14 protein-coding genes are annotated in these 13,106 nt (G+C 42.1%); 9 read left to right on the forward strand and 5 right to left on the reverse strand.

Going from position 1 to position 13,106, the window contains the following annotated elements:
• Positions 1-16: 16 nt before the first annotated feature.
• Genes GYM62_RS19720 through GYM62_RS19735 form a run of 4 tightly spaced genes read left to right on the forward strand, consistent with a single transcriptional unit; the run spans position 17 to position 2,899 of the window.
• On the forward strand, positions 17-778 hold the full coding sequence (locus GYM62_RS19720; protein ID WP_219957661.1) for an SDR family NAD(P)-dependent oxidoreductase: 762 nt from the start codon (positions 17-19) through the stop codon (positions 776-778).
• Positions 771-1,448: an acetoacetate decarboxylase family protein gene (locus GYM62_RS19725; protein ID WP_219957662.1), complete on the forward strand. Its 678-nt coding sequence runs from the start codon at positions 771-773 to the stop codon at positions 1,446-1,448. Before GYM62_RS19720 ends, GYM62_RS19725 begins: the two co-directional genes overlap by 8 nt.
• Positions 1,441-2,223: an SDR family oxidoreductase gene (locus GYM62_RS19730; protein ID WP_219957663.1), complete on the forward strand. Its 783-nt coding sequence runs from the start codon at positions 1,441-1,443 to the stop codon at positions 2,221-2,223. The genes GYM62_RS19725 and GYM62_RS19730 overlap by 8 nt, the downstream gene beginning before the upstream one ends.
• 34 nt (positions 2,224-2,257) lie before the next feature.
• On the forward strand, positions 2,258-2,899 hold the full coding sequence (locus tag GYM62_RS19735) for a hypothetical protein (protein WP_091651316.1): 642 nt from the start codon (positions 2,258-2,260) through the stop codon (positions 2,897-2,899).
• A 51-nt stretch (positions 2,900-2,950) separates the two neighbouring features.
• Here GYM62_RS19735 and GYM62_RS19740 read toward each other — a convergent pair whose 3' ends face one another.
• Both GYM62_RS19740 and GYM62_RS19745 read right to left on the reverse strand, forming a co-directional pair.
• Complete coding sequence (locus GYM62_RS19740) at positions 2,951-3,370, reverse strand: hypothetical protein (RefSeq protein ID WP_219957664.1); 420 nt, start codon at positions 3,368-3,370, stop codon at positions 2,951-2,953.
• A gap of 38 nt (positions 3,371-3,408) precedes the next feature.
• The gene (locus tag GYM62_RS19745; RefSeq protein ID WP_219957665.1) at positions 3,409-3,606 is read right to left on the reverse strand and encodes a general stress protein CsbD; all 198 of its coding nucleotides are present in this window, start codon (positions 3,604-3,606) and stop codon (positions 3,409-3,411) included.
• A 227-nt stretch (positions 3,607-3,833) separates the two neighbouring features.
• Here GYM62_RS19745 and GYM62_RS19750 point away from each other — a divergent pair, with 227 nt between their 5' ends.
• On the forward strand, positions 3,834-4,745 hold the full coding sequence (locus GYM62_RS19750; RefSeq protein WP_219957666.1) for a DUF6263 family protein: 912 nt from the start codon (positions 3,834-3,836) through the stop codon (positions 4,743-4,745).
• Positions 4,746-4,795: 50 nt separating this feature from the next.
• Here GYM62_RS19750 and GYM62_RS19755 read toward each other — a convergent pair whose 3' ends face one another.
• The 3 genes from GYM62_RS19755 to GYM62_RS19765 form a co-directional block, all read right to left on the reverse strand.
• Positions 4,796-5,389, reverse strand: coding sequence for a gluconate 2-dehydrogenase subunit 3 family protein (locus GYM62_RS19755; protein WP_219957667.1), 594 nt, complete (start codon positions 5,387-5,389; stop codon positions 4,796-4,798).
• 3 nt (positions 5,390-5,392) lie between these two features.
• Complete coding sequence (locus GYM62_RS19760; RefSeq protein ID WP_219957668.1) at positions 5,393-7,099, reverse strand: GMC oxidoreductase; 1,707 nt, start codon at positions 7,097-7,099, stop codon at positions 5,393-5,395.
• A gap of 82 nt (positions 7,100-7,181) precedes the next feature.
• The gene (locus GYM62_RS19765; protein WP_219957669.1) at positions 7,182-7,613 is read right to left on the reverse strand and encodes a DUF2147 domain-containing protein; all 432 of its coding nucleotides are present in this window, start codon (positions 7,611-7,613) and stop codon (positions 7,182-7,184) included.
• 549 nt (positions 7,614-8,162) lie between these two features.
• On the opposite strand from GYM62_RS19765, the gene GYM62_RS19770 reads away from it, so the two are divergent.
• The 4 genes from GYM62_RS19770 to GYM62_RS19785 all read left to right on the forward strand — a co-directional run bounded on the left by GYM62_RS19770 (position 8,163) and on the right by GYM62_RS19785 (position 13,100).
• Positions 8,163-8,786 carry an intradiol ring-cleavage dioxygenase gene (locus tag GYM62_RS19770; protein ID WP_219957670.1) on the forward strand — a complete coding sequence of 208 codons (624 nt, stop codon included), beginning with the start codon at positions 8,163-8,165 and terminating at the stop codon, positions 8,784-8,786.
• A gap of 78 nt (positions 8,787-8,864) precedes the next feature.
• On the forward strand, positions 8,865-10,154 hold the full coding sequence (locus GYM62_RS19775) for a M20/M25/M40 family metallo-hydrolase (protein WP_219957671.1): 1,290 nt from the start codon (positions 8,865-8,867) through the stop codon (positions 10,152-10,154).
• 4 nt (positions 10,155-10,158) lie between these two features.
• A complete protein-coding gene (locus tag GYM62_RS19780; protein WP_219957672.1) occupies positions 10,159-12,024 on the forward strand; it encodes an alpha-amylase family protein in 1,866 nt (621 codons plus the stop codon).
• A gap of 299 nt (positions 12,025-12,323) precedes the next feature.
• Positions 12,324-13,100 carry a hypothetical protein gene (locus GYM62_RS19785; RefSeq protein ID WP_219957673.1) on the forward strand — a complete coding sequence of 259 codons (777 nt, stop codon included), beginning with the start codon at positions 12,324-12,326 and terminating at the stop codon, positions 13,098-13,100.
• Positions 13,101-13,106: the final 6 nt, after the last annotated feature.

Here is a 13,106-nt window from a genome sequence, read left to right on the forward strand (position 1 = left end):
TACTGACCTAGAAACTATGAAAAAAGCGAAAGTAGCCATTGTCACCGGAGCAGGGCAAGGCATTGGCTTAGAGATCGCCCGAAAGTTGTCCAATCAAGGATCTCATGTGATTTTAAATGATTTGGAGAAAAGCTTGACTCAGGAAGCAGTTGCCACCCTTTCTCGCCAGGGTAAAGGTAAGGTCATTGGCTGTTCTGGAGATGCTGCTGATGAATCAGTGATTCAAGAAATGATTGAATTAGCTATCAATAATTTCGGTAGCGTAGATCAGGTTGTTGCGAATGCCGGGATTACTCTTTTCGGGAGTTTTTTGGACTATTCCAGCAAAGACTTCATGGAGGTCATGCGGGTTAATTTGTTGGGTTCATTTCTACTGACCCAAGCCAGTGCACAGGTGATGAAAGAACAAGAAGAGGGAGGAGCCATATTATTGACATCTTCTGTTACTGCACATCAAAGTCATGAGAATTTATCCGCCTATGCCATGAGTAAGGCAGCTTTGGAAATGCTCGCCAAAAACCTGGTTTTGGAATTGGCTCCATTGGGAATACGGGTCAATGCAATCGCACCAGGCGCTACCTTGACAGAGCGAACTACTTCAGACCCTGATTATGCGAAGACTTGGTCCAAACTGACTCCTTTGGGCAGACCTGCTTCTGTGGAAGATATAGCCAATTCAGCAGTTTTTTTACTTTCCGATGCCGCAAGACATATTACCGGACAAACCTTAATCATTGACGGAGGCTGGACCTCCATTAGCCCTTCACCCTATGCCTGAAAATCACTCAATAGATGAGGGTAAATCCCTCAAATTGTATAAAAAGGCTCCTGCACCTTGGAAGCTGAAAGGTCAGGGAATTATCATGGTCTATCGCTTTTCCAAGAAATGGGTAGAAGAGCATGCAGGATTGCCATTGCATCTTCAGGGAAAATATAAAGGCGGATTGGGCTATGTGATGCTGGTCAATTACGAAGAAAGCCCAGTTGGTCCTTATAAGGAGTTATTACTCATTCCGGGGAAATTTAAAGGTTCTGGCAGGCAATCAATTACTAAAATCTATGTGGATTCCGAGTCCAGCACCCAAAATGGAAGAGCTAATTGGGGAATACCCAAAGAGACTGCGAAGATCCATTGGAATGAAGAGGGCAATACAACTTTGATCAGGGTTCAGTCCAAAGAGCTTGAATTATTTTCCTGCGAAGTCAAAAGCTTCGGATTCAGGTTTCCCGCCAGTACTGGGATTTTACCTATTGATTTGCATCAGCGCTGGGATGGAGTGGATTATTACACCAAACCTAGAGGAAGTGGCAAAGCGAAGCTGGCGAAGGTAAATGTCAAGCAGGTTCACAAAGATTTTTTCCCGGATATCAGCTTACAGCGACCATTGTTTGCAGTAAAAATAGAACCTTTTCAAATATTTTTTCCCAAACCAACCTTTCATGAATAAGAGCTTTGCCAATTCTTTTGTCTTGGTAAGCGGGGCTGCTTCCGGAATAGGGAGAGAATTGGTTCAGCAGCTTTATTTGGTTCAGGCAAAGATTTTGGCAGTAGATATAGATGCAGATGGCCTTAAGGGCTTGAAAGCTCAACTTCCTGAAATTGAAATTTTGACTTTGGATCTTGCGAAGGAAAAGGCTTTGGAAGAAATTACTTTTTGGCTTGCCCAAAACTGGAAGCAACTGGACTATTGCTTTGCCAATGCTGGAAAGGCCTATTATGAACCCTTTGAAAAGCAGGGATTAAACAAAATCGAAGAGCTTTTTCATCTCAATGTGTTTGCTGTACTGGAATTGGGGATTGTTCTAAGACAAAAATTCCCTAGTCTATATCTAACCATTACTTGTTCGGCGATGGCATATTGGCCATTGCCCGGGTATGGGATTTATTCTGCCACCAAATCCTCCCTTTTAGCTTGGGCTCAGGCAGCTTGGTTAGAGTCAGATGAACAATGGTTGAGTTTGGCTTTCCCAATTGCCACCCAGAGCAAATTTTTTGATCGGGCGGGACAAGGAATACCAAGACCATTTCCTTCTCAAAAAGCTGAACAAGTCGCGGATAAGATTCTTAGAGGTGTCAAAAAGAATCAGAAAAAGATTTTTCCTTCTACTTTGTTTCGAGTTTTACTTTGTTTAAATCGGTATTTATTGATAATCAAACCTATATATCAATATTATGAGCTTAGGAAATTCAAAAAATGGATAAAAAAACAATCCAATTCCTGACTCTGTTATCTTTGAATAAAAACCACCTTTGACAATGAAAAAAATCACACTGATTGTTTGTGCAGTTTTAGCCTTTGCCTCTTGCCAACAAAAGGAAGTAGTAGAGGATACCCTACCTATGAAAGTAGCAAAAGCCTACGGATTTGATAATTTTGACCAGGTAAACAGCATTGCTTATACTTGGAATGTACAGCGGGATTCTATCAACGTTTTTACTCGGGATTGGAAATGGAATCTGAGAGAAAACACGGTTTATTATTCCGGGCCTGATACCACCATGACTTATTCTTTGGATGCCGACTCTTTGCCTCCAGTGGACCGTGGCTTTATCAATGATAAATACTGGATGATGTATCCGTTCCAATTAGCTTGGGATACTGGCTATACTTGGGATTCAGAAGAGAATGTTGCTTCTCCAATAGCAGGTACGAATGCTACCAAGCTTACAATTGTTTATAATTCTGAAGATGGCTACACACCGGGCGATGCCTACGATTTGTATTTGGATGAGAATTATAAAATTTTGGAATGGACCTTCCGAAAAGGCAATGGACCTGATGGTCGTACATGGACTTGGGAAAATGAACAGTCCTTCGGGCCTATCACCATGGCTACTGATCATAAAGGTCAAGATGGCCAGCGAGTGATTTGGTTTACCAATGTAAAAGTGGATTAAAAAATAAAGGGGCGAATTGAAAAATCCGCTCCTTTTCTATTCTTAAAAGCCTTAATTTTTTTCAAAGGCTTTCTCTACTTCACCTTTTAGATTTTTCCACTCTTTTTCGATATCAGCAGTTGTTTTATTAACCGACTTTTTTACATCGCTCCAAGTATTTTCACTCGCTTTTTGGATGTCTTCCATTGCCTTTTCCAAGTCTGATTTTTCACCTCTAAGCTCCTCTTGCATTTCCTCAATTTCGGCCTTCATTTCGGCATCCGCTTTCTCTTTTTTAGCTTCCAATTCGGCGATTTGCTTATCAATATCCGCCTGAATTCTTTCTAGCTCTTTTCTAAGTTCAGACTTCTCTTCTTCAAGATTTACTTCCACCTCTATCACCTCTTCGTTCTCAGTCGATTTTTCTCCGCAGGAAGCCATGCCGAAGCTGACAGTCAATGCGGAAGCGATGGCAAAAATTCTCGTTTTCATGATTTTGTGTTTTAGGTTAAAATATAAATTGATTGGTATTAAAATTTCCGTAATTCTTCCATGATTTCTTTGGTGGATTTACCCAGTCTGCTCTCCAGCCTCTCAAAAAGTTGATCCTCTTTTCCACGAATATAACATAAATCCTCGTCGGTAAGGCAGGGGTGCTTCGCTTTTAGCTGAGACTTTAGCTCGTTCCAGTAGCTGGATAAGATGTAATGCAAGTCAATATTTACCATGGCCGTAACTCTTAAAAGTAGTATTTACTCTTTAGGCCAAAGAAATGCCAAGGAAGGAAAAGTAGTCTAGCAGCCTTTGAAAGGTAGGGTGATTCTTTCATAGGTGGGGAAAAGTGATGCAAATTGTGGTGGAAGAGGATAGGAATTTTCTTTAATAAAATTTAACCGACTAAAAAAGAGGGAAGAAAAAAGTGTTAATTTGGATCTTAAATATTTAATCTATTACAATGAAAAAACTCACAGTATTCTTTTGCCTGTTTTTGATTTTTTCTGCCACTTGGGCTCAGAAAACGGATCTTAAACTCAACCTCAAAGTAGGGGAAACCTACTCTCAAAAAAACCAGTCCTCCATGTCCATCGCCCAGAATGTGCAAGGAATGGAAATGGATATCGCCATGAAAATGCTTGGAGAAATGACTTATCTCGTCAAAGATTTCTCTGACGGTGTATATGATATGGAGGTGCAATACAAGCATATCGAATTGGATATGCAAATGCCTCAAGGTGGAGGCATGAAATTGAAAAGTGGGGATGATACCAATCCTATGTCCAAAATGTTTACGAACATGGTGGGGGTTCCTTTTTCTATAAAAGTCACGCAGTATGGAAGAATTCAGGAGCTCGCAGGCTTTGAAAATTTATATGTGAAAATGTTCCAAGACTTTCCGGGAATAAGTGAAGAGCAAAAGGCCCAAATGAAAGAGCAGGTTTCAGGTACTTTTGGGGAAGAAAGTCTAAGAGGAAATCTCGAAATGATCATGGCAATTTACCCAACGGAGCAAGTAGCTGTGGGTGAGAACTGGACTATTGAAAGTCAATTGAGTTCAGGAGTCAATACCCTAGTCAACACAGCATACACCTATTTGGGTACAGATGAGTCTTACCATAAAATCTCAGGAATGGGCAGTATTAACAGCAACCCTAATGCTGTAGAAATGCAGGGGATGAGTGTAAAATCCGAAATGACCGGTACGATGAAGTCGGATATTTTGTTAGATAAAAAAACCGGATGGGTTTACGAAGCTAGGGTATCTCAAGAGATAGAAGGAGCGACTGTTTTGGAAGGGAATCCACAAATGCCGGATGGGATGAGAATTCCGATGAAAATGAAAGCAGACTTGTTGTTTACTGATAAATAAAGAGGCTAAGTTTATGCAAAAAAAGCAAGGTCATGGTGACCTTGCTTTTTTTATAGACTCCAACTATTACCCACTTCTGAAAGCGGGATACAACCCCTGTACTCGCCAGGTATAGGATCATAGCTCAGGACATTTTTACCAATCTCTTCCGAACTGAAATAAGCCCAAAGTACAGTAGATTTCAATCCTCGGTAGAATTCCACTGGTTCTCGAGGTCCCACCGCACCTCCCCAAACAGTTTTAGGGAATTTTGGAGAATTTGCCTCATGCTCTTTGAAGCAATTTGATTTGTCTTCTGCCGAAAGCTCGGCGAAGACTTTACCATATTTTGTCTTGCAATCAGCATTGAATTTTTCAATGTCCGCAACAACCTGATTTTGCCCTGCCTCATCATAAGTTTTAGCATACATCAGATCTATGAATACATCTGCCTTCACATCTAATCCTCCCGGAGTTTCGGTTTTTGGCAAAAGAAAATCCACAAAAGAAGATATAAATCTGGCTTGATCTTCACTCAAAAATTGAGGAGTCCAAGTCAATCGATCTGTTTTGGCACAAGCTTGAAGTAGGCTAATCAAGGTAGGTGCTCCAGCTGCTGCTCCCAATGCCAAAGCTGATTTTTTTAGTGCATCGCGTCTATTCATGGCTTAGAGATTGAGTTTTTTGAGTTCAGATACGGCATGATTGGCAGCCCGAGCGGTCAATGCCATGTAGGTTAAAGATGGATTGACACAGGAGGAAGAAGTCATGCAAGCCCCATCTGTTACATAAACATTTGCGCAACCATGTACCTGATTGTTTCCATTGAGTACTGAAGTTTTTGGATCTCTCCCCATTCTTGCCGTTCCCATTTCGTGGATGCCGAAGCCCATCTCATGTTTATTGTCAAACTCCATCACATCCTTCAATCCCGCACGTTCTAGCATTTCTTTGGCGTCCTGTCGAGCCTGATCATTTAGCGCCAATTCATTGGCTTTCCATTCTGCATCAATAGATAGTGTTGGCTGTCCCCATTTATCCAAGACATCTTTGTTGAGATAGACTTGATTTTCATGATAGGGAAGACATTCTGAAAATCCGGTTATGAAAAACTCCCAAGGACCGGGTTTCATCAAGCCGTCTTTGAAATCTCCTCCAAAAGCCTCCTGATTGCTTCCTGCTCCCCAACCGGCTCTTCCTCCACCACCTTGGAAACCAAATCCTCGCACAAACTTGTCGGATTGAGGGCCATCTTTGAGGTTAACATAGCGGGGAATATAGATTCCATTCGGTCTACGACCTTTGTAATATTGATCTTCAAAACCTTCCACGGTTCCCATTGCACCTACCCGATAGGTATGATCCATCAGGTTATGCCCGAGTTCTCCGCTGTCATTTCCCAAGCCATTTGGAAAACGATTAGAAGTAGAGTTCATCAAAATCTGGGTGGTGCTTAAAGTGGAGGCATTGACAAAAATGATTTTAGCCTTGTACACAATCTCCTCGCTTGTTTCCGCATCAATGATTCTTACACCAGAAGCTTTTCCTTTTTGCTCATCATAAACGACCGACTGAACAATGGAAAAAGGCCGAATGGTTAGGTTACCTGTTGCATTAGCCGCTGGGAGAGTAACCGCATTACTTGAAAAATAGGCTCCATAAGGGCAGCCACGATCGCATCGATTTCGGAATTGACATTTGCCTCTTCCGTTCAAAGGCTCAGTCAGATGGGCTACCCGTCCAATGATCAAATTCCTCCCATTAAAATCCTTTTCAATTCGTTCCTTGACGTGTTTTTCAACACAATTCAACTCCATCGGTGGCAAAAAATGGGAATCCGGCAATTGAGGTAATCCTAAGGCTTCACCACTAATTCCGGCAAATTTCTCCACATGGGTGTACCAAGGCTCGATGTCTTTGTATCGAATCGGCCAATCTACGCCATGGCCATCTTTCGCATTGGCCTCAAAATCTAGGTCAGACCATCTATAGGTCTGCTTTCCCCAAAGCAGGGATCGGCCTCCCATTTGGTGAGCACGAACCCACATAAAAGGCTTTACTTCGGTGTATGGGTTTTCGAGGTCATTCGCATGAAAATGCTCGTTAAAAGCTCCGATAAATCCAGATCTTCCCCCTTTCGGGTGCTTAGCTTTTTGCTCAGGTGTTAGTCCTCCACGGAGTTCATGATCCCAGGGGTCCAGTGTCATGGTGGGATAATCCACCACATGCTCCACAATTCGTCCCCGCTCGAGGACGAGGGTTTTTAGTCCGGCTTCGCAAAGTTCTTTTGCTGCCCAGCCACCACTGATTCCTGAGCCGATGACGATAGCATCATAGGTCAGGTTTTTATCTGCATCGATATTAAAATTGGCCATTTACAATAGGTTTATTCAACCTAAGTTTAGCCAATTTTTTGGTGAAAACAGAGTTAATTTTAAAAGTGATGATGAGGGAAGACTATTTTTGTTTAGTCCACTCTACGGTTCTTCCCAGCATAGAAAACCCAACATATCCTCTCACTTCCAGAACTTCCGGGTTTTTCAAATTCATTACGCAGGAATAGGTTTTGCCATTTTTGGGATCATAAATCGTCCCATCTTCCCAAGATCCATCATCGTAAACAAATCCTTTTAAAAGTTTCATCCCCATGATCGGTTGGTTTCGCAAGGACTTATCTGCATTGTTTTTATCCAGTTTGGGTTTTCCGTTCTCGGTTGGTTCTTTGAGCCATACGATCTTGCCGAAATACTTTCCATTTTCTTTGTAAATCTCAATTCTGGCGTCTTTTTCCGTGTTATTCCAAACACCCAAAATTGCATCTGCATTTTGTGCTTGAAGAGAAAGAGAAGTAAAAAGGATTAGGAAAAGACTTGCAAACAGGGTTTTCATAAATATGATTTTTGGTGATTTTCTTGAAGTAACGAAGTTTTGAGGACTTGGTTGGATTCGAAAATAGAAAAAATTTGAATTATAATACAGATCGCCCCTTTGGGGCTCTGAGTTGGTTCATTTTATTTGGTCCCCCAATTGAATTTGGGGCCTTCTGCCTGGCAGGGTTTTTAAAGAGCGCGCCTTCAGGGCTTTTCTGGCTCTTTTAAAAATTATATCAAGTTCTATTTTAAGCGGGTAGTGCCAACGGCACGTTCTGTCCAAGCCCTGCCCTCGGCAGACAGGCCAGAATTCAATTCTGGGCAATAATCATAGATTGAGACCCAAGGAGTGCCAACGGCCTGCCTTAGCAGGTCAGGCAGGCAGAATCTGTATTATAGAAAATGAAAAATTTATAGACCTTAATGTTATCTCTATAATTCATGGCTTGACCTTGATTTTTATGTTAATCTATCGAGGGATAAAAAATCGTAGAAGAGGCGTTTTTGACAGTTAAAACAGCTAACTTAATTATCTGAAATCATGCATATTAATTAATTCATCGAGGATATGAAAACTGCAATAATATTATCCCTTTTGATTTTTGTGGTTTTTTCTTGCAATGGTCAAGATAGCCCCAAGCAAGTTAGAAAAGTGGGTGGTCCGTGCGAAGGCTGTGAAGCCCTTATGGAATTTGGAGATCAAAAACTCAATTCGGTGGATACGCTTCCGGGTTTTCTTCAGAATAACCCAAAATTGATGCTGACTGGAACCGTGTACCAACAAGATGGAAAAATTCCTGCAAAGGATGTGATTTTATACATCTATCACACTAACCGGGAGGGTATCTATGAAAAAAAGGGAGACGAAAAGGGCTGGGCAAGAAGACATGGACATATCAGAGGTTGGGTAAAAACCAGTTCGGACGGTCGTTATTCATTTTTTACATTTAGACCTGCTCCTTATCCTGGAGGAGAGGAGGTTGAACACATCCACATTACAGTCAAAGAGCCAAGCACTATTCCTTACTACATTGATGATTTTATTTTCCTCGATGACCCACTTTTAACAGAAGAGGAAAAAAGAAAAAGACCCCAAAGAGGTGGCTCAGGTATTTTTCTACCAAAGTTGGCAAATGGGATATTGACAATTAATCGTGATATCATTTTGGGTAAGAATATTCCTGATTATTAAAATTAGACTTACTATAGAAATCAAGCTTCTAAGGTTGAGCAGTTGCCCCCTCAGGATTTTTCCCCTATTTTTCCACCTATGAAAAAATCTGCCTGTATCATCATCTTGGCAATTCTGCCTTTTTTGACATTTGCTCAACAAAAACTCAGTAAAGAAGAGAAAAAGCTTCTAGAACTGGTTGACAAAAACTACCAAGAGACTGTTGCTTTATTAGAAGAGGTATTAAACATCAATTCCGGCTCGCTCAATAAAGAAGGCGTGCGAGAAGTAGGCCGTGTTTTCGCCCGTGAATTTGAAAAAATCGGCTTTCAGACTGAATGGGTGGAAGTTCCTGCTGAAGTAAACCGTGCAGGTCATTTTGTGGCTACCCGAAAAGGTTCTAAGGGTAAAAAACTATTTTTAATAGGTCATTTGGATACAGTGTTCGAGAAAGACATGCCCTTCACTCCTTTCACCTGGCTCAATGACAGCACGGCCACCGGACAAGGCGCAAATGACATGAAAGGTGGCGATGTACTGGTTTTTGCAAGTTTGAAGGCGCTTCATGAACTCGGACTATTGGAAGATCGAAGCGTGACCGTGTATTTTATGGGCGACGAGGAGAGTTCGGGTGACAATGAGCTTTCCAGAAGAGATTTCATTGAGCGTTCCAAGTCTCATGATATCGCTTTAGGCTACGAAACAGCTCAGGGTTTCAACTCAGTGACAGTAGCCAGACGAGGTTCCAGCGGTTGGACCTTAAAGACTACAGGCCGTCAAAGCCACTCCAGCGGGGTTTTTGGACAATATGCGGGATATGGTGCTATTTATGAAGCTTCTAGGATTCTAAATGAATTCCGGGAAGCACTTGCTGAAGAAAAGTACCTGACCTTCAATCCGGGTCAGTTTATTGGGGGTTCGGATATTTCTTACGATTCAGAAACTGGAAAAGGAGAGGCTTTGGGCAAAACCAATATCGTTGCTCGAGAGGCTTTTGTAACTGGTGATTTGAGATTTTTGGGTGAAGCTCAAAAAGAAGCTGCAAGAGCCAAAATGCGGGAAATCGTAGCTAAAAATCTTCATCAAACGGATGCTGAAATAACTTTTCGTGATGGCATCCCTTCAATGACTCCCAGACCTGAAAATTATGAATTAGCGGCTGTGTTGAATCAGGTAAGTTTGGATATGGGATTGGGGGAAGTGAAACCCGGTGATCCAGGAAGCAGAGGTGCTGCTGACATAGCTTATGTGGCTGATATTTTACCAGGATTGGATGGCTTGGGAGCTTCAGGTTCAGGAGCTCATGCACCTGGAGAAACCATCAATATGAAACAGTTTCCCTTACTAATTAAAAGAAACACGCTCCTTTTGTATCGATTGACTAGATAAACTCATGAAGAGATTTTTATCCCTTGCCGCCTTAGCAGCTACTCTTGTTTCCTGCGAAAGCAATTCCCCTGAAATTACAGAAACTGAAGCCATGAAACCTCAAAAAATTGTTGTCTATCAGGTTTTTACCCGACTTTTTGGCAATGCCAATACGAACAACAAACCTTGGGGAACCAAGGAAGAAAATGGAGTTGGGAAGTTCAATGACTTCACAGATACCGCTTTGGAAGAAATCAAAAAGCTGGGGATTTCACACATCTGGTATACCGGAGTACCACATCACGGCGTCATCGGAGATTTTCCGGAGATCGGGGTGAGTTCGGACGATCCGGATGTGATCAAAGGACGTGCAGGTTCACCTTATGCCGTACGGGATTACTACCAAGTCAATCCTGATCTGGCGGTGGATGTGACCAAGCGTATGGAGGAATTTGAAGCGCTGATCGCCCGTACTCACAAGCATGGAATGAAGGTGATTATCGATATCGTACCCAATCATGTATCGCGTCATTATGAAGGGAAAAATAATCCCGAAGGAGTGAAAGACTTTGGAGCGGATGATGATACATCTGTAGAATATGCCAGAGACAACAACTTCTATTATATCCCGGGAGAAGCCTTTCAGGTGCCCGAACCCAAAAATGGCTACCAACCTCTTGGCGGAGAAAAGCATCCCTTAGCTGACGGGAAATTCGAAGAAGTGCCTGCCAAATGGACAGGCAATGGTTCCCGATTGGCTCAACCTGACTTCTATGACTGGTATGAAACGGTCAAAATCAATTATGGGATCAAACCGGATGGTAGCAAAGATTTCGAAGAATTACCTGCTGGAGCGGATTCCTTGGACTGGAAAAAGCACTATGAATTCTGGCAGGGAAAAGAGGTACCGGATTCCTGGATAAAATTCAAGGACATCACCCAGTTTTGGTTGGGTAAGGGCGTGGATGGATTTCGCTTTGATATGGCCGAGATGGTGCCTGTGGAGTTTTGGTCTTATTTGAATTCCCATATAAAAAATACCAAGCCGGATGCTTTTTTGATGGCAGAGGTCTATCAGCCTGCCTTGTATCGGGATTACCTTTTCAAAGGAAAAATGGATTACCTCTACGATAAAGTAGAGCTCTATGATACCTTGAAAAACATCATGTACGGGCATGGGTCTACGGATTATCTCCCTGCGATTTTTGAATCCCAGCGTGATATAGAGCATCACATGCTTCACTTCCTGGAAAACCATGACGAGCAACGCATCGCCAGTCCGGAATTTGCCGGGAACCCTTGGAAAGCCATGCCCGCCATGGTGGTTTCTGCAACGGTTTCTACTTCTCCGACGATGATTTATTTCGGACAGGAGGTTGGCGAACTAGGAGCAGAAGATGCAGGTTTTGGTGATCCGAGTAGAACCTCCATTTTTGACTACATCGGGGTACCGCAGCATCAGAAGTGGATGAATGGAGGGAAATTTGACGGAGGGCAGCTTTCTGAAAATGAAAAAGCACTTCGAAACTACTATTCCGAGGTGCTGAACTTCACCAGAAACAGTTCGGCGCTGATGGGAGAGTATATGGAATTGCATTCCTTCAACCGATCTCAAAACCCAGCCTATACCAACAAAACCTTCGCTTTTGCCCGCTGGGACGAAAACCAGAAACTGATCGTAGTAACCAACTTTGATGAATTCCAATCGGTGAAAACAACGCTTAAACTTTCTCCGGAATTGTTGAAAGCTTGGAAGCTAGAGAAAGGCGAACGGGAGCTCAAAGAGTTAATGTTTGGAAAGAAAAAGACCAAGCTACGGGTCAGCGATCAGGGGGCTGAAATTGATTTGGACTTTGGGCCTTGGGAGTCGGCGGTGTTTGAAGTGAGGTGATTGTGTAATTAAGTTTTAATTAATTTTTGACAACAGTTTGAATATTTGGCCTTTCGTTATTATAATTGATTAGTTTATTTTAAACCTTAATCAACTTTTCATGAATCCAAAAATTAAAAATGAAAGGATAGAGATGATTTCTCTCTGCCTTTTTAGTCAATCTAGGGGGGGGCTTAGGTGATTTCACCTTTTTAAATGCCCTCGTAATTGTCACATTGGTCCTGTCTGGATGTAGTCAGGAAGTAATCACCGGAGATCAAGTCGCGGAAGGAAATCCACTTTTAGGGAATAAAGGCCTAATGCAAGTTTCTTGGGAATCAGTTATCTCCACAGACTATCAGGGGGACTTAGGATCTCTGAGTGAAAACTCCCTGTCGGCACTCAATCCATTTGAAGAGAAGCAGCGGGTGGAATTTTTGCTTCATGAAACTGGAGAAGCGGAACTTACAATCAATCACTTGTCTGAAAATGAAGGAATTAAAATCCCTCATGAAGATCTACCTGATGATCGACCACCTGTCAAAAAGACTGTCATCTACGGGGGGAAAATCTCTTGGTATGACGGTTCTGGAGCCTTATTGGGGTCAGAACCCATGCAACGATTGGATTACTCCACGTGGATTACAGAAATAAAAAAAATCAAAGACACCAATTCCAAGGAAGATATCAATCGAGCCTTGCGAAACTTCCAGTCTCAGTTTTTTAAAGCAAACTTGGAAAATTTTCTGGCACAAATCAAAGCAAGTAATCCTATAGTGCGGGAAGTAGAGGAATTTCAGATTTTGGAAGAAAATGAAGCCTATGTCACCATCCGAGTAGATATGGCGCAATTTGAACCCGGACAAACAGGCATCAATGTCATGCTGATTGATAAAGAAAAAAATCGAATGGTAGCAAATAGGATATATTCTGAAGGTGATGAAATCCTCCAGACTACCTATTATGGCTATGCAAAAGGGGCAACGGAGGCACTTGATGCCATTCGAGTGGAAGAACCTCTTCTCCTTGAAGAACAGGCGGAAATCACCAAAGTGACATTGACCAAAATTTCTGACTTAAACATTTCCCTCAATTGATTTAGC

Origin of the sequence: Algoriphagus sp. NBT04N3, assembly GCF_019443765.1 — a bacterium.
In the GTDB taxonomy this organism is placed as follows: domain Bacteria; phylum Bacteroidota; class Bacteroidia; order Cytophagales; family Cyclobacteriaceae; genus Algoriphagus; species Algoriphagus ornithinivorans.